Source organism: Pseudomonas sp. JZ114, from assembly GCF_051027705.1.
Lineage (GTDB): Bacteria > Pseudomonadota > Gammaproteobacteria > Pseudomonadales > Pseudomonadaceae > Chryseomonas > Chryseomonas luteola.
In genome coordinates, this window is the sequence record NZ_CP069256.1 from 712159 (window position 1) to 737028 (window position 24870).

The following is a 24870-nucleotide window of genomic DNA, read 5'->3' on the forward strand; positions in this document are numbered from 1 at the left end:
AGGTACTCAATCCTTACGGGCGGGCTCTTCAACCTTGTGGTGTTGAGCGTCAATCGTATGGGGCTGATTGAGTGGAGGCTTCTGCTGATCTTGCGCAGGCTTCTCCTCTTCTTCCGTATTCATCGCCTTACGGAAGCCCTTGATCGACTCGCCTACATCGGTGCCTAGGGTTTTAAGGCGTTTGGTACCAAATACCAGTACCACAACGATCAGGATGACGATCCAGTGTTTCCAGTCAAAAATACCCATAACATTACCTCATCAAGAATCAGGATTCGGATCGAGCAGCTTTTTCAGCGTGTCCAGATAGCCCAAAGCGGCGATCCAATTCATCAAGCACTGCCTGCGGATGTTGGCCTAGCGCAGCCAGCATGACCATACTATGAAACCAGAGATCTGCTGTTTCATAGATAAGGTCCGTCGAGTCTCCATTGCTGGCCGCATCTTTGGCCGCCAGGATGGTTTCTATGGATTCTTCTCCTACCTTTTCAAGGATCTTGTTCAGCCCCTTGTGGTAAAGGCTGGCGACATAGGAGCTTTCAGGCGCTGCGCCCTTGCGGGATTCAAGCACCTCTGCAATTTTGTTTAGCGTATCACTCATGGCTATGACCTGGCGTGTATATCGCGTCGGGATCTTTCAGAACCGGATCAATCGTTTTCCAGGCTCCCTCTTCAAACCGACGATAAAAACAACTTTCACGTCCTGTGTGACAGGCAATACCACCTAACTGCTCAACTATGAGGATGACGACATCAGCATCGCAGTCCAGACGCAGCTCATGCAGCTTCTGTACATGACCCGAGTCCTCCCCCTTACGCCATAGCTTACGCCTTGAACGTGACCAATAGATGGCACGATTCTCAGCTACCGTCAAAGCGAGGGACTCACGGTTCATCCAGGCCATCATCAAGACGCGCCCGCTCTGATAATCCTGAGCGATTGCCGGTACGAGTCCGTCACTGTTCCAGTTGATTTCTTCAAGCCAGTCTTTCATGGTCTACCCGGCAAATTACACACATTATTAGTCTGACAGCGCTGGCACGACCTGCCTAGCCACGAATGACCAGATAGATGCCTGTTACCAGCATGATCCAGGCGGGCCAGCCTTCAGGCGTGGACTGAAATCCAGTCTGGAAGGCACCGCCAATCAGCAGGACTCCAAATAGCCGGGGCAACCAGGCGTTGTCTCGTCTTCCCCACGGGTTGGGTGGATCATTGCGATGGGGTTGGGTGATGCGCTCCAGTGTGTCACGGGTCATCTGGGCCAGGTGCGGGATCTGCTCGATCTGCTGCTGGATATTGCGTAGTACCTGGGTAGGTCCCATGCGCTGGCGCATCCAGCGCTCAAGATAGGGTTTGGCTGTCGCCCACAGGTCCAGGTCAGGATAAAGCTGGCGTCCAAGCCCTTCAATATTCAGAAGCGTTTTTTGAAGCAGTACCAGCTGAGGCTGAATCTCCATGTTGAACCGGCGTGCCACTTGGAACAGACGCAGTAGCAATTGGCCAAACGAAATATCTTTCAGTGGTTTTTCAAAAATCGGCTCGCACACAGTTCGAATCGCTGCTTCGAACTCGTTGACCTGTGTAGTTGCCGGCACCCAGCCTGAATCGATATGGAGCTGGGCCACCTTGCGGTAGTCGCGCTGAAAGAACGCCATCAAGTTTCTGGCCAGATAATTCTGATCCTCAGGTGTAAGGCTCCCGATGATGCCGCAGTCTACCGCGATGTATTTCGGATCCCAGGGGTGCGCCGTACTGACAAAGATATTGCCAGGATGCATGTCCGCGTGGAAAAAGCTGTCGCGAAACACCTGGGTAAAAAAGATCTCGACCCCTCGCTCGGCCAGGAGCTTGAAATCTGTGCCTTGGTCTCGCAGGGCATTCAGGTCAGTCACAGGGATGCCATAGATGCGCTCCATGACCAGTACCCGAGGGCGGCACCAGTCCCAGTAAACCTGCGGAACGTAAAGCAGAGAAGAGTCTTCGAAGTTTCTTCTGAGCTGACTGGAGTTGGCTGCTTCACGTAAGAGATCGAGCTCATCGTAGATGGTCTTCTCATAATCCGTGACGACTTCGACGGGGTGCAGACGGCGCGCTTCGGCCGAAACGCGTTCTGCCATACGTGCCAGCAGAAACAGCCAGGCCAGGTCTTGAGAAATAACAGGCTTCAGGCCTGGTCGCACGACCTTGACGACTACCTCTTCACCTGTTCGGAGCTGTGCTGCATGTACCTGAGCGACGGAAGCGGAGGCCAGCGGCGTGATATCGAAGCGGCTGAAAACCTGGGCAATGGGCGCGCCCAGTTGAGACTCGATCAGCGCAATGGCTTTCTCCCCAGGAAAGGGAGGAACCTTGTCCTGGAGAAACATAAGCTCATTGGCCACGTCTTCCGGTAAAAGATCGCGGCGCGTAGAAAGAATCTGGCCAAACTTGATGAAAACAGGGCCCAGACCTTCTAGCGCAAGGCGCAACCGAGCACCTCGGGACAGCGACTTGCGAGGGCGAGGCAACCAACGCCATGGCAGAAAGTAACCTGTCAGGCGTAAATACCAGGGCAGTGGAAGCGCATAAACCAGATCATCCAGGCGGTAGCGAACAACAACCAGGAAAATACGCAGCAGGCGTCGAAGGGCAGCAAACAGCTTCATTGGTTATTTATGTCTGCGTTGAGCAAGGCGGGCGATACGCGCCTCGAGACGATCTACAGTTAGACGCAAGGCATCGATTTCCGCAAAGCGAGCATCACCTTCCCGACGTCCAACCAGGGTGCGACTTTCTTCAGATAGCCAGTCAGACAGGCTTTGACGCAAACTCTCATGGCTTTGATCCGTCCACCCGCGCCCTTTTCGGACGAATTGTCCAAGCAGTGCAGCAGGCACTGGACCCAGCCAGCGAGAGAGCTCGTATTCCCAGTCCAGCTCCAGGCTCTGCAGGATATCGGATAGCTCTATCAGTGCTGCACTATCCCCCTCAAGCGTTACATCGGTGCTGTGCAAGATCGCTGTTTTGTTCTGACTCAAGGCCAGCTGAGCCAATCGAGACGCAGGTGCTTTCAGCGTGCAGTCGACTTCTGCTTCATGGTGGGCGGCAAAATGCAGACCATCATAGGCCGGAAGGATGAACAGCGTGAAACGGGGAGCCGCACAATCTATGGCAATGACCTTGCCTTGCAGGCGTGCAAGACGGCGGCCCGCCACAGCGTCCATTGCCAGTAAGGGATTCAGGCCGCGCTCCAGCGCAGCCAGTACGGCCTGGGTCAGTAGGATCATCAGGGTTTTATGCCACGGTGCAGGGCAACAATGCCACCTGTCATATTGTGGTAGGTCACGCGCTCAAATCCAGCGGTTTCCATCATGGCTTTAAGCGTGTCCTGATCAGGATGCATGCGAATCGACTCCGCCAGGTAACGGTAACTGGCCGAATCATTGGCGATCAGCTTGCCCATGAACGGCAGAAGGCTGAAGGAGTAAGCATCATAGGCCTTGGACAGGAGCTGGCTGGTCGGCTTGGAGAACTCCAGTACCAGAAGACGCCCGCCCGGCTTGAGTACGCGTAGCATGGATGCGATAGCGGCTTCCTTGTGGGTCACGTTACGCAATCCAAAGGCGATGGTCACACAATCAAAGTGATTATTTGGGAAGGGCAGCTTTTCAGCATCTGCCTGTACGAAGCTGACATTGTTGGCAATACCTTCGTCCATCAGGCGATCACGACCGACCTTTAGCATCGAGTCGTTGATATCTGCCAGCACGACCTCACCACGTGGGCCCACCAGGCGGGAAAACTGTTTAGTCAGGTCGCCTGTGCCGCCAGCAATATCCAGCACGCGGTTACCACTTCGAACCCCGGACAGTTCGATCGTGAAACGTTTCCACAAGCGATGAACGCCTGCAGACATCAAGTCATTCATCACGTCATATTTGGCTGCAACCGAGTGGAACACTTCGGCCACTTTTTGAGCTTTCTGACTTTCCGGCACACTCTGGTAGCCGAAATGAGTGACGGGATCGGCCTCCGGGCCCTTGCGCTGATCGCTCATGACGCTTCACCTGCATTTGAATAAGCAACCATTCTAGCAGTGCTGATGCGCTGAGATGTCCATTCTTGCCGGATAAAGTCATTAGAAAATAGGTATTCCATGAGATGGGTCATCCTGACTTGGTAGTTCTCGTGCTTTTCGTGCATGACAGCCCCCGCTATAGTCGCAGGCGAATTCGCTGGAGTACTTCCTATGTCCCAAATCAGTGTCGAACGTTCCCATTCACTAGGCCTTGAAACTGCGCGTGCCAAGGCGGGGGCGCTGGCCGAAAAGCTAACGCGTGATTACGGTGTGGAGTGCCGTTGGGAGGGTGATACGCTGCAATTTTCCCGTACAGGTGTTGATGGGCGTATCGAGGTAGGCGAAGACAAGGTGCGTGTCGACGCAACCTTGGGGTTCTTCTTCTCGGCCCTGAGCTCACAGATTGAGCATGAAATCGAGAAGAAGTTGGATAAAGCGCTACAGGCTTGAGCGTTATAGCATCAGTTTGACGACGGATACATCCGGATCTCTGGACTTGCCTTCCCGGGCCAGTGCAAACAAGTACTCGGCCCACATCTGCTCCTGATTGCGGCCGAGTTCATACAGGTATTCCCAAGTGAACAAGCCACTGTCGTGACCGTCATCGAACGTAATTTTCAATGCGTACTGACCGGCTGCCTCGATTTGGCTGATGCCTACGTTCTTCTTGCCAAATTGCAGGACGGGGTTGCCGTGACCCTGTACTTCTGCAGAGGGCGAGTGAACGCGCAGAAATTCAGCAGGCAGCGTAAAGGACTCGGTATCGTATTGAACGGTGAGGGTTTTGGATGCTTTGTGCAGCTGGATGGCCGTGGGCAAACGCATGGCAATAGGTCTCGCTGATAAGCTCGCAGCCTTGAGGCTGCGAGCGATAGGTTGTCGACGTCCTTACAGAATATAGCGCGACAGATCCTCATCCTGTGCCAACTCGCCCAGATGGCCGTTGACATAGGCAGCATCGATCCGAATAGGCTCGCCATTCTGCTGGCCTGCCAGATCAGCAGCGCTGAACGAGACTTCCTCCAGCAGTCGCTCCAATAGCGTATGCAGGCGGCGCGCACCAATATTTTCCGTCTTCTCATTGACCTGCCAGGCAATTTCCGCAATGCGGCTGATCCCTTCAGGCGTGAACTCGACGTCCAGGCCTTCAGTCTTGAGCAGCTCACGGTATTGCTCTGTCAGTGAAGCGTGCGGTTCAGTGAGAATGCGCTCGAAGTCCTGAGGTGTTAGGGCCTTGAGTTCTACACGGATTGGCAGACGTCCCTGAAGCTCAGGTACCAGATCGCTGGGCTTGGACAAGTGGAACGCGCCCGAGGCGATAAACAGGATGTGGTCGGTTTTGACCATACCTAGCTTGGTATTTACCGTGCAACCTTCGATCAGTGGCAGCAGATCGCGCTGTACGCCCTCGCGGGATACGTCAGCGCCACTGGTGTTGCCACGCTTGGCAACCTTGTCGATCTCGTCGATGAAGACGATACCGTTCTGCTCGACCGCTTCCAGGGCACGTGCCTTGAGTTCTTCCTCGTTGACCAGACGAGCAGCTTCCTCGTCACGGATCAGCTTGAAGGCTTCTTTAACCTTGAGCTTGCGAGCCTTCATCTTGCCTTTGTTCAGGCCGGAGAAGAGGTTTTGCAACTGGCTGGTCATTTCCTCCATGCCGGGCGGAGTCATGATCTCGATACCTGCTGGCGCTTCAGCCACTTCGATATCAATCTCCTTGTCATCCAGCTGGCCTTCACGCAGGCGCTTGCGGAAGAGTTGACGCGTGTTGGAGTCTTCGCTGCGAGTCGGCTCTTCACTGAAACCTACTGCACGTGCAGGCGGTAGCAGTGCATCAAGAATCCGCTCTTCGGCAGCATCTTCTGCACGATGACGGACTTTGACGATTTCCTGCTCACGCAGCATTTTAACGGCAGCATCAGCCAGATCGCGGATGATGGACTCAACGTCGCGGCCTACATAGCCCACTTCAGTGAACTTGGTGGCTTCTACCTTCAGGAAGGGTGCATTCGCCAGTTTGGCCAGTCGACGGGCGATCTCGGTTTTACCTACACCTGTCGGGCCAATCATCAGAATGTTCTTGGGAGTGACTTCAGCGCGCAGCTCCAGTGGAAGCTGCATGCGACGCCAGCGATTACGCAGAGCGATGGCTACGGCGCGCTTTGCATCATCCTGGCCAATGATATGGCGATTAAGTTCGTGAACGATTTCACGTGGAGTCATAGACATGTCGTTATTCCGGCCGGACTCAGGAAGCGTCCAGCTCCTCAATAGTCAGGTTACGGTTAGTGAAGACACAAATGTCTCCCGCAATGTTCAACGCAGTCTCGGCAATTTCTCGAGCACTCAGCTCGGTATGCGTGAGCAGGGCACGAGCGGCCGCTTGTGCATAGGGGCCACCGGAGCCCATGGCAATCAGGCCTTCTTCTGGTTCGACGACATCGCCGTTACCGGTAATGATCAGCGAGGCATCCTTGTTGGCTACTGCCAGCATGGCTTCCAGGCGGCGAAGTGCACGATCGGTACGCCAGTCTTTGGCCAGTTCTACCGCGGCACGGACCAGATGGCCCTGATGTTTGTCGAGTTGCTGCTCGAAGCGCTCGAACAGAGTGAACGCATCCGCGGTGCCGCCGGCGAAACCTGCCAGCACCTGGCCGTGGTAAAGGCGACGGACTTTACGTGCGTTACCCTTCATGACGGTATTACCCAGGGATACCTGGCCATCGCCGCCAATGACGACTTTGCCGTTGCGACGCACTGAAACGATAGTGGTCAAGGGTGTTCTCCTGCTATGCCTTAAGCGATTGCCGGAGATATGGGGACGGCCTTCCAAGGCTTCAAGCCTTTTCCGGCCGCCATGTGTCATCGACCTTGGCGTTGCTGGAGCAGCAGGTTCTTGAAACCGTTGCTGGCCAGCTGGCTCTGGGCTTGGGTCAGTTGGTTGCGATCTCTGAAGGGACCGACCAGGACACGATACCATGTGTCATCCTTGACCTTGCCTGACTCTACCCGCACATCCTGACCAATCAGGATGATCTGCGCTCTCACCCGATCAGCGTCAGCCTGTGTTCTAAACGAGCCTGCCTGGAGGAAGAACAGCGTCACAGGTGGCTGTGCTGCTGTCTTGGGCTGTTGAGCAGGTGTCTGCGTAGCAGCCTGCGCAGGTGTCTGAGCTTGCTGTGGCGAGCCTGCAGGCAGCTGAGCTGTCGTCGCAGGCGACGTTTCAGGCTTGGGCGGAGTAGGGGTTGGGCTCGTCTGCGGCACGGCGTCCGGAGGCACGATTACTTCGGACTCCGGTAGCAGTGTGTAGAAGTCATACTTGGGCTTGACCGGGGTTGGCGTAGTAGGAGCCTCCTGCTTGGTCTTGGACGCAACTTGTGCCTCCTCACCCTTGGAGCGACGAACGGCATCGTTGCCCGGCTCAAGCTTCATCAGAAAGACCACGAAGCCACCAATGGCAAGACCTGAAGCCAACCATACCCAACCGGGAATAGGCTGCTTCTTGGCGGCTGGCTGATTTCGGCTTGCGCCTCGTTTAGGTGCTGCTTTCTTTGCCATATACGTCCGTTTACATACGTTCCAGTGTATTCAGGCCTAGCAGTTCGAGACCTTGTTTGAGGGTGCGTCCGGTCAGGGCGGCCAGGCGTAGGCGGCTTTGCCGTTGAGCAGGATCTTCTGCGCTGAGAATGGGGCAGTTTTCGTAAAAGCTGGAGAAGAGACCGGCAATGTCGTAGAGATAGGCGCATAGAAGATGCGGCACCCCTTTCTCCGCTACCGAATTCAGGGTTTCGCCAAACTGGGCCAGACGAGCACCCAGATCTTGCTCCTGAGGAGCTTCCAGGCGAATCTGGCCTTCGACCTCATCGTATCCCTGGCCAAGCTTGCGAAAGATACTGGCGACGCGGGTATAGGCGTAGAGCAGATAGGGTGCCGTATTGCCTTCAAAGCTGAGCATCAGCTCGAAATTGAAGCTGTAGTCACTTGTTCTGTGCTTGGACAGATCTGCGTATTTGACGGCGCCGATACCCACTGCGCGAGCAATTTCACGCAGCTCGGTTTCTTCCAGGGAGGGGTTTTTTTCCTTGACCAAGGTGTAGGCGCGCTCTTCTGCCTCATCAAGCAGGTCGATCAGCTTGACCGTGCCGCCGTCGCGCGTCTTGAAAGGGCGGCCATCTGCACCATTCATGGTCCCGAACCCCATATGTTCAAGACTCATGGATGGGGCAACGAAACCAGCCAGACGAGCAACTTCAAAGGCCATCTGGAAGTGCAATGCTTGGCGCTGGTCGACAAAGTAAAGGACTCGATCGGCATTCAGAACCTGGCTACGGTAGCGCATGGCTGCCAGATCGGTCGTGGCGTACAGGTAGCCGCCTCCTGCCTTCTGCACGATCACCGGAAGTGGATTGCCTTCCGCATTCTTGAACTCTTCAAGGAAAACGCAGCGGGCGCCATCGCTTTCGGTAAGCAGGCCCTTGGCATCGAGTTCGGTCACGATACCAGGTAGCTCGCTGTTGTAGGCGCTCTCTCCTTTTACGTCCGCAGGCGTGAGTTTGACGTTCAGGCGGTCATAGACCTTCTGGCAGTGACTCAGGGAGATCTCATTGAAGCGGTGCCATAGTTTCAGGCAGGCTTCATCGCCCGCTTGCAGCTTGACGACCAGCTCGCGAGCGCGATCGGCAAATTCAGGAGACTCATCGAAGCGCTTCTTAGCGGCTCGATAAAATGTTTCCAGGTCGGAAAGCTCGCTTTCAGCTGCCGCAGGCTGTTCTTCAAGATAGGCGAGAAGCATGCCGAACTGGGTTCCCCAGTCGCCGACATGATTTTGCCGGATAACATCATCCCCTAGAAATTCGAGTACACGTGCAACGGCGTCACCAATGATGGTGGAGCGCAGGTGACCCACATGCATTTCCTTGGCCAGGTTGGGAGAGGAGAGGTCTACAACAACCCGCTGTTTGGGCGCGGACTTCTGAATGGCCAGATGCGTATCAGCCAGCGCAGCATCCAGGCGCTGGGCCAGTTGTTCGTGATTCTGGAAGAAGTTCAAAAAACCTGGGCCCGCAATTTGCACCTGGCTGACGCTCGAGTCGGCAGGCAGGGCTGCAATCAGTTTTTCTGCAAGGTCACGGGGCTTCATGCCGGCAGGTTTTGCCAGCATCATGGCGATATTGCTCGCAAAGTCGCCGTGACTTTTGTCCTTGGTATTTTCGACCTGGATGGTCGGCGTCAGACCATCTGGCAAGATGCCTTCGGCAGTAAGGCGCTCCAAGGCGTTCTGAATAAGCTGTCGAATAGTGTCTTTCATGATCGTCTGGCCTTTGGCTCGCGCCTGGGCGCGTAATGAAAACCCTGCATTATCCGCAGGCTAGGATCACTTGCCAACGTGTAGACGTCATTGAGGCCTGCGGAGCCCGAAATTAAGGTGAAAAAAGTCCTAATAAAGATCTATGGGATCAACGTCCAGTGACCAACGCACCTGCCTTCCGGCTGGCAGACTTTCCAGACGTAAGACCCAGCTGGTCAGTAACCGGTGAAGCGGGGCCCGGAGTGATGCTTGTAATAAAAGCTGTGCACGAAAGCGGCCCGCCCGACGCTCCATGGGCGCGGGGATAGGACCGAGAAGCTCAATATGGGGCAAGTCCAGCTCTGCTGCCAGCTGATCGGCTTCAGCATAGGCCAGCTCTAGGAATTCTTCTGCCTGTCCAGGCTTGTAAGCTTCGGCACGTAACAGCGCCAGGTGAGTAAACGGGGGAAGGCCAGCTGCACGACGTTCTGCCAGGGCTTGCTGGGCGAAGGCCACGTACCCTTGCTCGGTTAGCTGTACCAGCAAGGGATGATCCGCCAGATGAGTCTGAATCAACACTTGGCCCTGTACCTCTGCACGGCCTGAGCGACCGGCTACCTGAACCACTTGTTGGGCCATGCGCTCGCTGGCACGAAAATCTGCTGAAAAGAGGCCCCCATCGGCATCCAGAATGGCTACCAGCGTGACGCGGGGGAAATGATGCCCCTTGGCCAGCATTTGTGTTCCTACCAGGATGCAGGGCTCGCCGCGCTGAATGATGGAGAAGATATTGGCCATGGCATCCTTGCGCATGGTGCTATCCCGATCGATACGCAACACTGGAAATTGCGGGAAGAGAATCCGAAGCCGCTCTTCCGCACGCTCCGTACCTGCACCCAATGGGCGTAGATCCAGCTTGCCGCAGGCAGGACAGTGTTGTGACGGGCGTTGACGATGATCGCAATGGTGACAACGCAGCTCGCCTGACCGCTGGTGAATGGTCATACGGGCATCGCAGCGTGGACACTGGGCGATCCAGCCGCAGTCATGACACAGCAGCGTAGGCGCAAAGCCACGGCGATTTAAAAAGACCAGGACCTGTTGGCCCTTGCTCAGCGTGTCGCCAATCGCTTGCGCCAATGGCTGTGAGAGACCTGAATCAAGAGGGCGGCTCCTGACATCCAGGCGCTGAAACTTTGGGGCAGTAGCACTGCCGGCACGCTGAGTGAGGCGAAGCAGGCCATAGCGACCGATTTCAGCGTTATGAAGACTTTCCAAGGAAGGAGTAGCGGAGCCTAGAAGCAGCGGGACTCTTTCAAGCCGAGCCCTGACGACAGCTAGGTCGCGGGCATGGTAGCGCAAGCCTTCCTGCTGTTTATAAGACGCATCGTGCTCTTCATCGACAATGATAAGGCCTGGGTTTTTCAGCGGAGTGAAAAGGGCGGAGCGTGTTCCTATGACGATATCGACATCGCCGTCGCGTGCAGCCAACCAGGCGTCCGTGCGCTCCCGGTCGGTAAGCGCCGAGTGGATCAGCACGATACGGGCATTGAAGCGTTTCTCGAAGCGGGACAGTGTTTGTGGTCCCAGGTTGATTTCCGGGATCAGGACCAAGGCCTGCCGTCCTGTTTCGAGTGTCCGGCGTATGAGCTGAAGATAAACCTCGGTTTTGCCGCTTCCCGTCACACCATCCAATAAAAAGCAGTGAAAGCTACCAAGTCTCGCTTTGACCGCTTCGTAGGCAATACGCTGCTCGTGGTTGAATGGGAGTTCTGCTTGTGCCAGCCAGGCGCCGTGATGTTTGGCTGGCATGATTTGGCGGGACTCGACATCGACCAGTCCCTTTGCCTGCAAGGTATCGAGTGCATCCTTGGCAAGGCCGAGCTGGCTGAGCAATTCATGGGCAACGCCATGTGGGTGCTGTTTGACGACTTTCAAGGCTTCGCGCTGGCGTGGCGCTCGTACCAGGCGTGGGTCCGATACATCAGCTTCAGGCCTGGCTATCCAGAACCGCTGGACCCGCCGCTCGGCAGGGTCGCCCTGTCGCAGGAGTCCTGGCAGGGCACACGTAAAGGTATCGCCCAGGCTGTGCTGGTAATACTGGGCTGTCCACTTGCAAAGCTCGATCAGGCTGGCCGGCATTGGGGGGGTGGTATCCAACAGCGCAATGGCGGGCTTTAGTTTATCTCGCGGAACATCGGTTTCGGACACGATCTGCACCAGAATGCCCACGATCTCCCTGCGCCCAAAGGGTACGCGTAGCCGAACACCTGGGATCAGTTCCGAGGCGTCGACGCCGGCTGGCGCTCGGTAGTCGAATAGCCGGCGTAAAGGAGAGGGCAGCGCAAGGCGCAGCAGGACTTCAGACACGTCTGGACTCGGAGGCAAAAAGAGGCAGATATTAGCAGACCATTGGTAGACGTAACGGCTTGCATCGTCGTAAGCCTCTGTTATGATGCGCGGCCTATTATCCGTGCGGTATTCGGCAATGACGCCGGGTGGCGGCACGGCACGAACTCGAGGATTTCGTAATGAAAGCCGATATTCATCCTACGTATACTAATATCGAAGCAAGCTGCAGCTGTGGCAATGTCATCAAGACGCGCTCCACACTGGCTAAGAACATCAACCTGGACGTGTGCTCTGAATGCCACCCGTTCTATACAGGTAAGCAGAAGGTGCTGGATGCAGGTGGTCGTATCGATCGCTTCAAGCAGCGCTTCGGTGTTTTCGGTACTGCTCAGAAGTAATACGTTTGATCGCTCATGTCGTACCTGAGCGATCGACCAAAAGGCGTCCATATGGACGCCTTTTTTATTGCCTTGCAAAAGACGAATTGTATCGTCAAGGTCGGCTGTGACATTGGGGCAGGTGTCAAATCCGCATTGATGACGCATAATCAGTTCACGAGCTTGGCTCACCCATCCCGTAGCCGCTCTGCAACCTCACACAATGAGAACATGTACGCGATAGGGCATTGTCGCAGTCAGGTTTGAAATGCTGGCTGTTACCCTTGCAATGCGCTGCTGGCAGAACAAACCGTTCACGCCTGTTATCGATGTTCCGATCTACCTGAGCCTGTCTTGCAAAGCACGTTTAGCCTCAAGGCGGTTCGTCTCGTTACATGTGGATGAAGGCTACACAGGATTGGCCTAAAGTCGTATACAACAGCTATTGACTATTGGGGCCATTGCTTGTGGGGCGTAATCTTCTTGCGTATCCTCCATCCACTTTTGACCCAACACGCCATAGCGGATACTTATAATGTCTGACTTGAAAACAGCCGCTCTCGAATACCATGCTCAACCCCGTCCAGGTAAGTTGAGCGTTGAACTGACCAAGCCTACCGCTACCGCTCGTGATCTATCTCTGGCTTACAGCCCGGGTGTAGCAGAGCCTGTCCGCGAAATCGCTCGTGATGCCGAGCTCGCCTACCAGTACACCGGTAAAGGTAACCTGGTTGCTGTGATCTCTGACGGTACAGCCATCCTTGGTCTGGGTAATCTGGGACCATTGGCGTCAAAGCCGGTTATGGAAGGCAAGGGTGTCCTGTTCAAGCGCTTTGCCGGTATCGACGTGTTCGATATCGAAGTCGATGCCGAAAGTCCACAGGCGTTCATTGATACCGTAAAACGCATTTCCATTACCTTCGGTGGTATCAACCTGGAAGACATCAAAGCGCCTGAGTGCTTCGAGATCGAAAAGGCTCTGATCGAGCAGTGCAATATTCCGGTTTTCCATGATGATCAGCACGGTACGGCTATCGTGACTGCGGCTGGTATGCTGAACGCGCTGGAAATTGCTGGCAAGAGTATAGAAGACGCTAAGATCGTTTGTCTGGGGGCAGGTGCGGCAGCCATTTCCTGCATGAAGCTGCTAATTAGCATGGGCGCCAAGGTCGAAAATATCTTCATGCTGGATCGTCAGGGTGTGATCCATTCTGGTCGTACCGATCTCAACCAGTACAAGGCTATCTTTGCGACCGAGACTGACAAGCGTACCTTGTCTGACGCGCTGGATGGCGCTGATGTGTTCGTTGGTCTGTCTGGTGCGAACCTGCTGAGCGCTAAGGATTTGCAGCGCATGGCGCCGAATCCCATCGTATTCGCCTGCTCTAACCCGGATCCGGAGATCAAGCCGGAATTGGCTCATGAAACCCGTTCAGATGTCATTATGGCCACTGGCCGTTCCGACTATCCGAACCAGGTGAACAACGTGTTGGGTTTCCCCTTCATTTTCCGAGGTGCACTGGATGTGCGGGCTACGGTTATCAATGAGGAAATGAAGATTGCAGCGGCTCATGCGCTACGGGATCTTGCCAAGCTTCCAGTACCGAAGGAAGTATGTGAGGCCTATGGTGTTGATGAGTTGAGCTTTGGCCGTGGATATATCATTCCAAAGCCTATGGATCCTCGTCTGATCACAGTGGTCTCCGATGCAGTCGCCAAAGCGGCTATCGAGTCGGGCGTAGCGACCCGTGCATACCCGGCACACTATCCGCTCAAGTCGGTTAGTGACGTTTTTAGTCACTAACCAGGACAATAAAAAAACCCCCGCTTAGGCGGGGTTTTTTATTGTCCTTTAGAACAGGTCCATTGGGGCAGACTCATCGGACGGAAGTGGCGTGCCAGGCGAGCTGCCTGGGCCTAGCTCATCCATAGGCGGCGGTGTGTCTTCATTCTTGAACAGCTCGAAGTACGCGTCAGGGGTACCAGGCGGAGCCGCTCGGCCACTGACAGGATCAATGCGCAGGGTGGCAATTCCCGGTGGTTCCGCTGGCAGGTGGTCGGGTTTGCCTTCCAAAGCACTGCCCATGTACTGCATCCAGATGGGAAGTGCCACATTACCGCCAAACTCATGACGACCCAGCGTGTCTGGCTGATCAAAGCCTACCCATACCGTAGTAACGTAATCAGCGTTATAGCCGGAGAACCATGTGTCTTTTGAGTCGTTTGTCGTTCCGGTTTTACCTGCTAAGTCCCCGCGCTTCAGCTCAAGCGCTCGACGACCCGTGCCGCGCTTGATCACATCCTGCAGCATGCTAGTCATGATATAGGCGTTACGCGGATCAATGATTTGCGGTGCAATGGCAGGTGTCTGACTCATCGTGCCGTCGGCGTTGGTTACGCTGGCAGGTGTTACCTGAACATTCTCCGGGGCAGCTGCCGCAGTATTTGCGTTCTGCGGAACATGTGGCGGATTAGCCTGATAAAGCAGTTGTCCGTCGCGACTCTCAACCTTCGAGATAATGTAAGAGTTGACCTTGTAGCCGCCGTTTGCAAAAGCTGTCCAGCCATTGGCAATTTCCATTGGCGTAAGGCCGGGTGTACCCAACGCCAACGAAAGGTTGCGTGGCAGAAGGTCTTTTTCAAAGCCGAAGCGGGTTACATAGTTAATCGCATAATCGATACCAATGGCTTGTAGAAGGCGAATGGAGACCAGGTTGCGCGAGCGATACAGTGCCTCACGCAGGCGTATAGGGCCCAAGAAGGTGTTCGTATCGTTCTTGGGACGCCACGCCTCGTCCATGCTGCTGTCCATAAACACGATAGGCGCGTCATTAACGAGCGAGGCTGCGGTATAGCCTTTATCCAGGGCGGCACTGTAAATGAATGGCTTGAAGCTCGAGCCCGGCTGACGACGAGCCTGGGTGGCGCGATTGTAGTTGCTTTGCTCGAACGAGAACCCACCCACCAAGGCCTGAATGGCACCGTCTTGTGGATCAAGCGATACCAGCGCGCTTTGGGCCTTGGGGACCTGAACAAATCGCAAGCTGCCATCTTCTTGACGCAGAATACGAATCAGGTCACCTACTTTGACGACATCGCCAGGCGCATTCGGTTTAGGCCCCATGCTGTTGGCACTAATATAAGGGCGAGCCCATTTCATATTTTCCCAGGCTACAGCTTCTTCCTTGTCGTTTGCTGTCAGGACCAATATGCCGCTTTTTTCGGTCTGGGTGACGATGGCTGGCTCCAATCCTCCAACAGTACGATGGGATTGCAGCAGGTTTAACCATTCACTGCGCGACTTGTTCGGATAATGCGCTTCAGCTCCACGATAGCCGTGGCGCTGGTCATAGTCGATCAAGCCGTTGCGCACGGCGGCATTGGCAACGTTCTGCAGGTGGCTATCGATAGTCGTCGTAACCTTATAACCCTCTGTATAGGCATCGCTACCATACCGTCCGACCATTTCCGCTCGAGCCATCTCAGCGACATAGGGCGCTGCGAGCTCCGGTACGGCGACGTGATGGTAGGCGTCGATAGGTTCAGCCACGGCCGTTTCGTAGGCGCGCTGATCGATATAACCCAGCTTTAGCATCCGCTCGAGAATCCAGTTTCGTCTCTCCTTGCTGCGCTCGGGGTTTACGATCGGGTTATAGCGTGACGGTGCTTTTGGCAGGCCGGCAATCATCGCTTTCTGCGCTAGCGTCAGCTCATTGATTGATTTGCCGTAGTACACCTGTGCAGCGGCCTCGATTCCATAGGCGCGGTTGCCTAGATAGATCTTGTTGACATAGAGCTGCAGAATTTCATCCTTTGTAAGCTGGCGCTCAATTTGCAAGGCCAACAGTATCTCGGTGAATTTACGTGAAAAACTGCGTTCGCTGGTCAGGAAATAGTTCTTGGCCACCTGCATGGTGATGGTGCTGCCGCCGGTCTGAATGTGACCTGTTTTGACCAATTGTGCTACGGCACGCATCAGACTTTTAACGTCTACACCGTAGTGGTTGGCAAAATTGTCGTCCTCAGCCGAAAGCAGCGCATGGATGAAATCTGGAGGGATTTCGGAGAAACGTAAAGGCGAGCGCCGCATTTCTCCAAATTCGGCGATCAGCTTTCCATCTGCGCTGTAAATGCGAAGGGGGATCTGCAACTGCACGTTCCGCAGGGCATCTACCGAGGGTAGGCTCGGGCTAAGGTAGAGGAAGGCGCCGCTAAGCCCAAGAAAGACGCTGCAGACGATGCCAAGACAAGACCACCAGATAAATTTTAACAAACGCATTGGATATGGCTTTTTCAGCTATAAAGAAGTGAATCTGGCAACAATTTTGCGAGCCAAGAAGTAGGCGCATTATAGGCAGTTTTTGGGACAGATCGCCATTTGCGCGTATGTCAAGTCTGCCAGCTAATGCCGATGAATACGAATCGCCCAATGCGTGGCGAATACAGATAGGGAAACTGTTGTGCTAGGGCTATTCAAAAAGAAGACGAATACGCTACTGGGAATCGATATCAGCTCAACGTCTGTCAAGTTGCTTGAGCTGAGTCGTGCTGGTGGACGGTATAGGGTCGAAGCCTATGCCGTTGAGCCGTTGCCGCCGAACGCCGTGGTGGAAAAGAACATTGCCGAGCTTGAAGGCGTAGGGCAAGCGCTGGGCCGGGTTCTGGCCAAGGCTCGAACGAATGCTCGAAATGCAGCAGTGGCGGTAGCGGGTTCGGCTGTTATTGCAAAGACCATCGAAATGGATGCGGGTCTTTCGGATGACGAGCTTGAAAACCAGATCAAGCTTGAGGCGGATCAGTATATTCCTTATCCCCTTGAGGAAGTGGCGATTGACTTCGAGGTTCAAGGCCAGTCGGCGCGTAATCCAGGCCGTGTTGAAGTTCTCCTTGCGGCATGTCGCAAGGAGAACGTTGAAGTTCGTGAGGCCGCGTTAGCGTTGGCCGGGCTTTCCGCCAGGGTTATTGATGTAGAAGCTTATGCTCTTGAGCGTGCTTATACGCTAATGGCCGGGCAGCTAGGCGGTAATGTCGATGAATTGACGGTTGCGATTGTTGATATTGGCGCCACGATGACTACCCTTAGCGTTCTGCATAATGGCCGTACCATTTATACGCGCGAGCAGCTCTTTGGCGGACGTCAGCTGACCGAGGAAATCCAGCGTCGTTACGGGCTGTCCATCGAAGAAGCCGGTCTTGCCAAAAAGCAGGGCGGTCTGCCTGATGATTATCAGGTCGAAGTGTTGACCCCTTTTCGGGATGCGGTTGTCCAGCAGGTTGCTCGCTCGCTGCAATTCTTCTTTGCAGCCGGACAATACAACGATGTGGACTATATCTTGCTTGCAGGAGGAACCGCGTCAATTTCCGGCCTGGATCGGCTGATCCAACAGAAAATTGGCACTCCGACCCTAGTTGCTAATCCGTTTGCTGATATGACGCTAAATAGCAAAGTCAATGCAAGTGCTCTGGCCAGCGACGCTCCGGCGCTCATGATTGCCTGCGGTCTGGCTATGAGGAGCTTCGACTGATGGCCCATATTAACCTATTACCTTGGCGTGAACAGCTAAGGGAAGAGCGCAAGAAGCGCTTTCTGGTGGTTATTGGCGGGATGTTTGTCCTGTCGGCCGCAATCATCTTTCTAGGTGATAAGTACTTTACCTCTGCAATTGAGAACCAGGACGCCCGTAATGCCTATATACAAGGCGAAATTGCCGTTCTGGACTCTCGCATCAAGGAAATCAGTGAACTGAAAACACGCAGACAGCAGCTCCTTGAGCGAATGAAGATCATTCAGGACTTGCAGGGCAACAGGCCTGTCATTGGCCATGTGTTTGATCAATTGGTGCGCACGTTGCCGGATGGCGTGTATTTCACTGGTCTTAAGATGCAGGGCGATACCATTTCCATTGTTGGTGAAGCGGAGTCCAACAACCGTGTTTCCAACCTTATGCGTAACTTCGAAAATTCCGAATGGCTGGCTTCGCCTAATCTGACAGAGGTCAAGGCGCTGACGTCAGGTGCAGTTGACCAGAACAATGCCTTCCAAATGACGGTAAAACAGACAAAGCCGGCTGTGCCAACGCCTGCGGTGCCCGCACAAGGAGGTAAGTCATGAGTTTGGCCGATACTCTGGCAAGCCTTCGCAAGATCGATCTGAATGATCTTGATATGGATAACCTGGGTGCATGGCCCCCAGCAGCCAAGGTGATTACCTGCATTCTGATTGTCGCTGTGGTGCTGGCGCTAGGCTATAACTTCTATCTGAAGGACATGCAGACAGAGCTGGAAAGCAAGCAGGCTCAGGAAGAAACCCTCAAGCAGCAGTTTGGGAGCAAGGCATTTCAAGCCGCTAACCTGGATGCCTACAAGGTTCAGATGACTGAAATGGAGGAGTCATTTGGTGCCATGCTGCGTCAGTTGCCCAGCGATACAGAGGTACCTGCACTGCTCGAAGATATTACGCGTACCGGGTTGAAAAGCGGTCTTGAGTTCGAGCAGATTCGTTTGCTTCCTGAAAACGTACAGCAGTTCTACGTTGAGTTGCCCATCCAGATTACGGTGGTGGGGAGCTATCACGATCTGGCGACATTTGTCAGCAGTGCCTCAAGCCTGCCGCGTATCGTGACGTTGCATGATTTCGATATCAGCCGTGTATCGCCTGACAGCGGAGCGCAGCTGCGAATGAACATTCTGGCCAAGACGTATCGCTATAACGACAAGGGATTGCACCAATGAGAGCCCGAATTCTGATGTGTGGGCTTTTGCTTGCTGCGCTGTCAGGGTGCGGTGGCGGGGATGATGTGTCCGATCTTCAAAGTTATATGGATGAAGTTCGGGCAAGGCCGAAGGGGAGTATAGAGCCATTGCCCCAGTTTCAGCCTTATGAGCCATTTGCTTATGGCGCGGCTGATATGCGCAGCCCATTCCAGCCACCTATAAAAATTGATTTAACGGCGAAGCAAAGAGGATCAAAGAACATCAAGCCTGATGAAACCAGGCCGAAACAATTTCTGGAAGGCTTCAATATTGAAACCTTCCAGATGGTGGGCACGCTTTCCAATGCATCAGGTCGTTTTGCCTTGATCAAGGGAGCTGGAGGAGTTCACCGCGTCAAGGTGGGTGATTATCTGGGTAGAAACGATGGGCGTATCGTTTCTATTACCGAAAGTCAGATTGATGTGATTGAGATCGTTCCTGATGGAGAGGGCGGCTGGCTCGAAAGACCCCGTACTCTTTCGCTAATAGAGAGTTCTTAAGGACGGGGCATGATGTTGCACAAAACTATTCTACAAAGGGTCTCAGGGAAGAGCGCCCTCACGCTGGCCATACTCTTGAGCGGAATCTGTCCCTCTTTGCTGCTGGCGGCAGATCTCAAGGCCTTGAACGTGGCCTCTTTGCCGGGCGACAGAGTCGAACTCAAACTATCGTTCGATCAGCCAGTAACAGCCCCCAAGGGCTATACCATTGAGCAACCTGCGCGCATCGCTTTGGATCTGCCTGGCGTTAATAACAAGCTAGGCGTTCGCAACAAGGAGTTGGGATCGGGGAATGCCAGAAGCGTTACCGTAGTCGAGGCGGGTGACCGCACGCGTCTTATCGTGAATCTGACTGCATTGGCGCCTTACTCGACCCGCGTTCAGGGTAACGACCTGTTCGTTGTCATTGGCGGCGACCAGGCTGCTCGCACGACTAGTGCTTCTGTCCCGGCACCATCCTTGCCGCGCTCCGGTGCTGCGCAAGCCCCAGCGCCTGCAACCAACCCTGCCGGCCGTGTCTTTTCCAGCGTGCCGAGATTGGCTGGGAAAGCCATCAGGAATATCGACTTCAAGCGAGGTGATGACGGAGAAGGTAACGTTATCATTGACCTTTCAGAAACAGGTATCAGCCCTGACATACAGGAGCAGGGTGGAAAGATTCGTCTTAACTTCGGCAAGACGCAGCTCCCTGATGCTCTACGTGTTCGGCTTGACGTCAAAGACTTTGCTACGCCAGTACAGTTTGTAAACGCCTCAAGTCAGGCTGGTGACACGGTCATTACAATTGAGCCTACAGGCGTATATGACTATCTGGCCTACCAGACAGATAACAAGCTGACCATTAGCGTCAAGCCACTGACTGCCAAGGAAAAGGAACAGCGTGCCGCTGAGCGTTTCACCTATACCGGTGAAAAATTGTCTTTGAATTTCCAAGATATCGATGTTCGCTCGGTCCTTCAGTTAATTGCTGACTTCACCGGTTTGAACCTGGTGGCCAGTGACACTGTACAAGGCAACATCACGCTGCGCCTGCAGAACGTGCCGTGGGATCAAGCGCTTGACCTTGTTCTGAAAACCAAGGGACTCGACAAGCGACAAATAGGCAACGTGCTGTTGATTGCGCCAGCGGATGAGATTGCGGCGCGTGAGCGCCAGGAATTGGAGTCACAAAAGCAGATTCAGGAGCTGGCGCCGCTACGCAGAGAGCTGATCCAGGTTAATTACGCCAAGGCTGCCGATATGGCCAAGCTGTTCCAGTCGGTTACTAAGGCTGATGCCGGACAAAGCGAGCGTGGCTCTATCACTGTCGATGATCGAACCAATAGCATCATTGCTTACCAGACCCAAGATCGCCTGGATGAGCTAAGACGAATTGTCTCTCAGCTCGATATTCCGGTTCGTCAGGTGATGATCGAGGCGAGGATCGTTGAGGCAAACGTCAACTACAACAAACAGCTAGGTGTTAACTGGTCAGGTTCTCGGTCTGGCAATGGCAACTTTACTATCAGTGGAGGCGCTGGCTCTACTACTGGGACGTCTTCACCTTTTGTAGATTTGGGTGTAGGTAGTGCAACGTCCGGTATTGGGATCGGGTTCTTGACGGGCAGTACTACTTTGGATCTTCAGTTGTCTGCCATGGAGGCTACTGGTAATGGTGAGATAGTCTCTCAACCCAAGGTAGTAACGTCTGATAAAGAAACAGCAAAAATCTTGCGTGGTACCGAGATTCCTTATCAGGAGGCCAGTTCGAGCGGTGCAACAAGTACCTCCTTTAAGGAAGCGGCGCTTTCGTTAGAGGTAACGCCTCAGATCACGCCTGATAATCGAATTATCATGGAAGTTAAGGTGAATAAGGATGCACCTGACTATCAGAATCGCCTGGATAATGGCGCTCCGCCTATTTCAAAAAACGAGGTGAATGCCAAAGTACTAGTGGCTGATGGTGAAACTATCGTAATCGGGGGCGTTTTCTCGAATACTCAAAGCAAGTCGACGAGTAAAGTACCTTTATTGGGCGATGTTCCCTATGTCGGTCGCCTATTTAGACGCGACTCGGTTACGGATGAAAAAGTAGAGCTGCTTGTCTTCCTCACTCCGCGTATCATGAACAACCAAGCTATTGCCGTTGGTCGTTGATTGAAGTGCTGAATGTGTTTCTCGTGGGTCCGATGGGTGCTGGTAAAAGCACCATCGGACGCCTGCTCGCTAAAGAGCTCCATCTCCCGTTCAAAGACGCTGACAGAGAAATCGAGCAGCGGACCGGAGCTAATATTCCCTGGATTTTTGATGTTGAGGGGGAGCAGGGCTTTCGTGAGCGGGAACGCCTGGTTCTGGAGGACCTTTGTAAATCATCAGGGCTGGTGCTTGCTACCGGAGGCGGCTCGGTACTGCATGAAGATAACAGGCGCATCCTGAAAGCAAGCGGGCATGTGATCTATTTACATGCCTCCGTCGAGCAGCAGATCGAAAGAACGGCCCGTGATCGGAACCGCCCCCTTTTGCAGACGCCCGATCCTGCACAGGTCTTGCGTAATCTGATGGCTGTTCGCGATCCGCTCTACCGTGAGATAGCGGCCACCATCATAGAAACGGACGAGCGGCCCCCTCGACTGGTCGTTCAGCAAATACTTGAGCGTTTAAAAGCACTCATCCCTCGTTAAAGGCTCTGGCGTTCTGCGTTATCCTAGCGGCCTTTCATTGGGGGGATTTATGCGAACACTAAACGTCAATTTGGGCGAGCGTAGTTATCCCATCTTCATAGGTCAGGACGTGCTGTCCCAGCAGCAGTACATTCTGCCCTACATAAAAGGCCGAAAGGTCGCCGTCGTTACCAACGAGACGGTAGCGCCTCTTTATTTGGAAAAGCTCAAAGCCACACTGCAGGGTAAAGAAGTAACCGCTGTCGTGCTGCCTGATGGAGAGCGCTATAAGACATGGGAAGTTCTACAAAAAATCTTTGATGCCTTGCTTGAAGACAAACATGACCGTGCCACCACTATCATTGCCCTGGGCGGGGGTGTGATCGGTGACATGGCAGGGTTTGCAGCCGCATGTTATCAACGGGGCGTTGATTTCATTCAGGTTCCAACCACTCTGTTGTCACAGGTGGATTCCTCCGTGGGGGGTAAAACCGGAATCAATCATCCGCTTGGCAAGAATATGGTAGGCGCGTTCTATCAACCCAAGGCTGTAGTGATCGATACCTCCAGCCTTGTTACGCTACCTGAACGTGAGCTGTCAGCTGGGCTTGCTGAAGTCATCAAGTATGGATTGATCTGCGATGAGCCTTTCCTGGTAAGGCTGGAAGAAAGCATCGATCAATTACGCTTGCTAGATCAATCCAAGCTGAGCGAGGCTATAGAGCGCTCCTGTGCAGCGAAGGCTGATGTGGTTGGCGCGGATGAGCGGGAGTCCGGCATTCGAGCCACGCTGAACTTGGGGCATACGTTTGGGCATGCAATCGAGGCGCACCAGGGGTATGGCTCATGGCTGCATGGTGAGGCGGTTGCTGCCGGTACGGCGATGGCGCTGGAAATGTCTTGTCGTCTGGGTTGGCTGAGCCGTGATGATCAGATTCGAGCCCTACGGTTATTCAAGCGTGCGGGGCTTCCTGTCGTTCCTCCTGCTAGCATGTCGCCTGACGATTTCATGAAATACATGGCGGTTGATAAAAAGGTTCTGGATGGCCAGTTGCGCCTTGTGCTGCTCAAGCGGTTGGGCGAGGCCGTGGTAACCAGTGATTTCCCTTATGACACCCTCAAGCAGACGCTAAGTGCCGATTATCAGGCTTTGGCGGAACAGCTCGGAGATTGAAAGAAGTCTTATGTCCAGTCTGCATGCCGACGAGGCCTTCCTCGGCCATTACGAATTTACTCACGATCCTTTTGCGCCACGCGTGCCAGGATTCAAGTTTTATCCTGCCCAGCGCAAAACGGTTCTCGGGCAGTTACATCATCTTGCTCGCTATAGCCATCTTCTGCTTGCGGTAACAGGGCCTGCCGGAAGCGGGAAAACCTTGCTGAGACAGGCGCTTGTTGCCAGTACCAAAAAGGATGCGGTCCATAATGTTGTCGTGTCGGCACGTGAGGTGCAGGACAAGAACACACTATTGCGCAAGTTAAGTCAGGGATTGGGCACGCCTCAAGCGAGCATCGAAGCGGTGCTATCTCAGGTTGGTCAAGTGACATTGACTGGCCAGGAAGTCTATTTTCTGGTCGACGATGCCCATGAGTTGGATGATGACGCACTGGAAGCCCTGTTGGCATTGGCAGAAGGTGATGAGAAGAATCGCCCTCATGTATTCCTGTTTGGGGACGCCGAGCTGACAGGTAAGCTGGAAAGCCTTGCGCAAGGCGAGGAGCGCTACCACGCCATCGAGCTTTTGCCTTATACCGAAGAGGAAACTCAAGGGTATCTGGCGCAGCGCCTGGAAGGTGCTGGCCAAAGTATTGATATTTTTACGCCAGAGCAGATCGAGACCATTCACCAGACCTCCGGTGGATGGCCGGGGGAGATCAACGAAGCTGCGCGAGACGTGTTGATCAGCGGCATGCTGAGTCAGCGTGGCGGTGGTGGTAGCAAATTCAAGGGTGGTCAACAGCTATTGGCTAACCTGCCTCGCAAGCACCTGATCATTGTGGCAGTCATCGCTGTCGGTGTCTTGGCGGCGTTGCTCATGAAGGGTAATGATTCATCGCCCAAGATGGCCTCGACTGACGGGACCGAACAATCCCAAGGGGATGGCAAGTCGGGAACGGCAATTAAGTTCGATGGTTCTTCCCAGCCTTTGCCGTTGCCTTTGGTCGGTGAGGCCCAGCCCGTCATCCGTGAGCCGCTGGCTCAGGCAGCAGGGCAGGAGGAGTCTGAAGGCAATGGCGTGAGCGGCTCTATTCAGTCTGGCGAAGACGATTTTTCCTCAACGCCACCTGAGATGCCTTCTGCCCAGGCGCCTGTCAGTGTAACGGCTCCAACGCGTCCCCTGGCGCCGGCCGCAACACCTGCTCCAGCCGAGCCTGTACATACAACACCCAGACAGGTTGCTTCTGCGCCGGTCAAGCCTGAAGTCAAGGTTGAGCCCAAGCCTGCGCCGGCAAAGCCTGCAGCTCAGGAAACACCCAAGACAGCTCAGGGCAATGGCGGTGGCTGGTACAGCACTCAGGGTGGAACGCACTATGCGCTTCAGGTGTTAGGAACCAGCTCTGAAAGCAGTGCGCAAGCCTTTATTCAGCAGCAAAGCGATAGCGCCAATTATCGTTATTTCAAAAAGCAGTACCAAGGTAAGGCGCTTTATGTTGTGACCTATGGTAGTTTCGCTAACCGTGCGGCAGCTGAGGCAGCTGTGAAACAATTGCCTGCCAAGGTTCAGTCGGCCAAGCCATGGCCTCGCACGTTTGCCAGCATCCAGCAGGATATCGCTTCAACGCGATAATTCTTTAGACAGCGCCCATGTTGCATATATCATTTTGCGACATGGGCGTATTTCATTTTTAGGACTCTAAGATTCAGGATCGCGACAAAAACTTTGTCTTGTTCTGATA

Annotated in this window: 24 protein-coding genes; 11 read left to right on the forward strand and 13 right to left on the reverse strand. The window is 54.2% G+C overall.

Annotated elements, in window-relative coordinates:
* Window positions 1–6: 6 nt before the first annotated feature.
* The 6 genes from JQR90_RS03435 to ubiE are packed head-to-tail and all read right to left on the reverse strand — an operon-like array spanning window position 7 to window position 4040.
* Window positions 7–249: a twin-arginine translocase TatA/TatE family subunit gene (locus JQR90_RS03435; protein WP_010797013.1), complete on the reverse strand. Its 243-nt coding sequence runs from the start codon at window positions 247–249 to the stop codon at window positions 7–9.
* Between the two features lie 19 nt (window positions 250–268).
* Entirely contained in the window at window positions 269–601 is a 333-nt protein-coding gene (locus JQR90_RS03440) for a phosphoribosyl-ATP diphosphatase (RefSeq protein ID WP_010797014.1), read from the reverse strand.
* The gene (hisI, locus tag JQR90_RS03445) at window positions 594–995 is read right to left on the reverse strand and encodes a phosphoribosyl-AMP cyclohydrolase (RefSeq protein WP_010797015.1); all 402 of its coding nucleotides are present in this window, start codon (window positions 993–995) and stop codon (window positions 594–596) included. The genes JQR90_RS03440 and hisI overlap by 8 nt, the downstream gene beginning before the upstream one ends.
* Window positions 996–1050: 55 nt before the next feature.
* Entirely contained in the window at window positions 1051–2649 is a 1599-nt protein-coding gene (gene ubiB, locus JQR90_RS03450) for a ubiquinone biosynthesis regulatory protein kinase UbiB (RefSeq protein WP_010797016.1), read from the reverse strand.
* 3 nt (window positions 2650–2652) lie between these two features.
* Window positions 2653–3270: a ubiquinone biosynthesis accessory factor UbiJ gene (locus JQR90_RS03455; protein WP_010797017.1), complete on the reverse strand. Its 618-nt coding sequence runs from the start codon at window positions 3268–3270 to the stop codon at window positions 2653–2655.
* Window positions 3270–4040, reverse strand: a complete 771-nt coding sequence (gene ubiE, locus JQR90_RS03460; protein ID WP_010797018.1) for a bifunctional demethylmenaquinone methyltransferase/2-methoxy-6-polyprenyl-1,4-benzoquinol methylase UbiE — start codon at window positions 4038–4040, stop codon at window positions 3270–3272. Before ubiE ends, JQR90_RS03455 begins: the two co-directional genes overlap by 1 nt.
* 192 nt (window positions 4041–4232) lie before the next feature.
* On the opposite strand from ubiE, the gene JQR90_RS03465 reads away from it, so the two are divergent.
* Window positions 4233–4511 (forward strand): polyhydroxyalkanoic acid system family protein, encoded by a 279-nt coding sequence (locus JQR90_RS03465; RefSeq protein ID WP_019363978.1) that lies wholly within the window; start codon window positions 4233–4235, stop codon window positions 4509–4511.
* 3 nt (window positions 4512–4514) lie between these two features.
* Here JQR90_RS03465 and JQR90_RS03470 read toward each other — a convergent pair whose 3' ends face one another.
* The 6 genes from JQR90_RS03470 to JQR90_RS03495 all read right to left on the reverse strand — a co-directional run bounded on the left by JQR90_RS03470 (window position 4515) and on the right by JQR90_RS03495 (window position 11721).
* Window positions 4515–4886 (reverse strand): gamma-butyrobetaine hydroxylase-like domain-containing protein, encoded by a 372-nt coding sequence (locus JQR90_RS03470; protein WP_010797020.1) that lies wholly within the window; start codon window positions 4884–4886, stop codon window positions 4515–4517.
* A gap of 63 nt (window positions 4887–4949) precedes the next feature.
* Entirely contained in the window at window positions 4950–6293 is a 1344-nt protein-coding gene (gene hslU, locus JQR90_RS03475) for an ATP-dependent protease ATPase subunit HslU (RefSeq protein WP_010797021.1), read from the reverse strand.
* A gap of 19 nt (window positions 6294–6312) precedes the next feature.
* Window positions 6313–6840: an ATP-dependent protease subunit HslV gene (gene hslV / locus JQR90_RS03480; protein WP_010797022.1), complete on the reverse strand. Its 528-nt coding sequence runs from the start codon at window positions 6838–6840 to the stop codon at window positions 6313–6315.
* Between the two features lie 86 nt (window positions 6841–6926).
* Window positions 6927–7622, reverse strand: a complete 696-nt coding sequence (locus tag JQR90_RS03485; RefSeq protein WP_010797023.1) for an SPOR domain-containing protein — start codon at window positions 7620–7622, stop codon at window positions 6927–6929.
* A gap of 10 nt (window positions 7623–7632) precedes the next feature.
* Window positions 7633–9372: an arginine--tRNA ligase gene (gene argS / locus JQR90_RS03490; RefSeq protein ID WP_010797024.1), complete on the reverse strand. Its 1740-nt coding sequence runs from the start codon at window positions 9370–9372 to the stop codon at window positions 7633–7635.
* A 129-nt stretch (window positions 9373–9501) separates the two neighbouring features.
* Window positions 9502–11721, reverse strand: a complete 2220-nt coding sequence (locus tag JQR90_RS03495; RefSeq protein WP_037030742.1) for a primosomal protein N' — start codon at window positions 11719–11721, stop codon at window positions 9502–9504.
* Window positions 11722–11882: 161 nt separating this feature from the next.
* Between JQR90_RS03495 and rpmE the strand changes: the two genes are divergently transcribed.
* Both rpmE and JQR90_RS03505 read left to right on the forward strand, forming a co-directional pair.
* Window positions 11883–12101, forward strand: a complete 219-nt coding sequence (gene rpmE, locus JQR90_RS03500; protein ID WP_010797026.1) for a 50S ribosomal protein L31 — start codon at window positions 11883–11885, stop codon at window positions 12099–12101.
* A gap of 514 nt (window positions 12102–12615) precedes the next feature.
* Window positions 12616–13884 (forward strand): malic enzyme-like NAD(P)-binding protein, encoded by a 1269-nt coding sequence (locus JQR90_RS03505; RefSeq protein ID WP_010797028.1) that lies wholly within the window; start codon window positions 12616–12618, stop codon window positions 13882–13884.
* A gap of 48 nt (window positions 13885–13932) precedes the next feature.
* On the opposite strand, the gene JQR90_RS03510 is transcribed toward JQR90_RS03505, so the two are convergent.
* The gene (locus JQR90_RS03510; protein WP_434140457.1) at window positions 13933–16359 is read right to left on the reverse strand and encodes a penicillin-binding protein 1A; all 2427 of its coding nucleotides are present in this window, start codon (window positions 16357–16359) and stop codon (window positions 13933–13935) included.
* Window positions 16360–16540: 181 nt separating this feature from the next.
* On the opposite strand from JQR90_RS03510, the gene JQR90_RS03515 reads away from it, so the two are divergent.
* Genes JQR90_RS03515 through JQR90_RS03550 form a run of 8 tightly spaced genes read left to right on the forward strand, consistent with a single transcriptional unit; the run spans window position 16541 to window position 24761 of the window.
* A complete protein-coding gene (locus JQR90_RS03515) occupies window positions 16541–17605 on the forward strand; it encodes a pilus assembly protein PilM (protein ID WP_010797030.1) in 1065 nt (354 codons plus the stop codon).
* Window positions 17605–18192 (forward strand): PilN domain-containing protein, encoded by a 588-nt coding sequence (locus tag JQR90_RS03520; RefSeq protein ID WP_010797031.1) that lies wholly within the window; start codon window positions 17605–17607, stop codon window positions 18190–18192. Before JQR90_RS03515 ends, JQR90_RS03520 begins: the two co-directional genes overlap by 1 nt.
* Entirely contained in the window at window positions 18189–18812 is a 624-nt protein-coding gene (gene pilO / locus JQR90_RS03525) for a type 4a pilus biogenesis protein PilO (RefSeq protein ID WP_010797032.1), read from the forward strand. Before JQR90_RS03520 ends, pilO begins: the two co-directional genes overlap by 4 nt.
* Window positions 18809–19333, forward strand: a complete 525-nt coding sequence (pilP, locus tag JQR90_RS03530) for a type 4a pilus biogenesis lipoprotein PilP (protein WP_010797033.1) — start codon at window positions 18809–18811, stop codon at window positions 19331–19333. Before pilO ends, pilP begins: the two co-directional genes overlap by 4 nt.
* Window positions 19334–19342: 9 nt before the next feature.
* Window positions 19343–21469 carry a type IV pilus secretin PilQ gene (gene pilQ, locus JQR90_RS03535; RefSeq protein ID WP_010797034.1) on the forward strand — a complete coding sequence of 709 codons (2127 nt, stop codon included), beginning with the start codon at window positions 19343–19345 and terminating at the stop codon, window positions 21467–21469.
* A gap of 5 nt (window positions 21470–21474) precedes the next feature.
* Window positions 21475–21993 (forward strand): shikimate kinase AroK, encoded by a 519-nt coding sequence (gene aroK / locus JQR90_RS03540; protein WP_037030744.1) that lies wholly within the window; start codon window positions 21475–21477, stop codon window positions 21991–21993.
* Between the two features lie 49 nt (window positions 21994–22042).
* A complete protein-coding gene (gene aroB, locus JQR90_RS03545) occupies window positions 22043–23146 on the forward strand; it encodes a 3-dehydroquinate synthase (RefSeq protein ID WP_010797036.1) in 1104 nt (367 codons plus the stop codon).
* Between the two features lie 10 nt (window positions 23147–23156).
* Window positions 23157–24761 carry an SPOR domain-containing protein gene (locus tag JQR90_RS03550; protein WP_010797037.1) on the forward strand — a complete coding sequence of 535 codons (1605 nt, stop codon included), beginning with the start codon at window positions 23157–23159 and terminating at the stop codon, window positions 24759–24761.
* The last annotated feature ends 109 nt before the right edge of the window (window positions 24762–24870 follow it).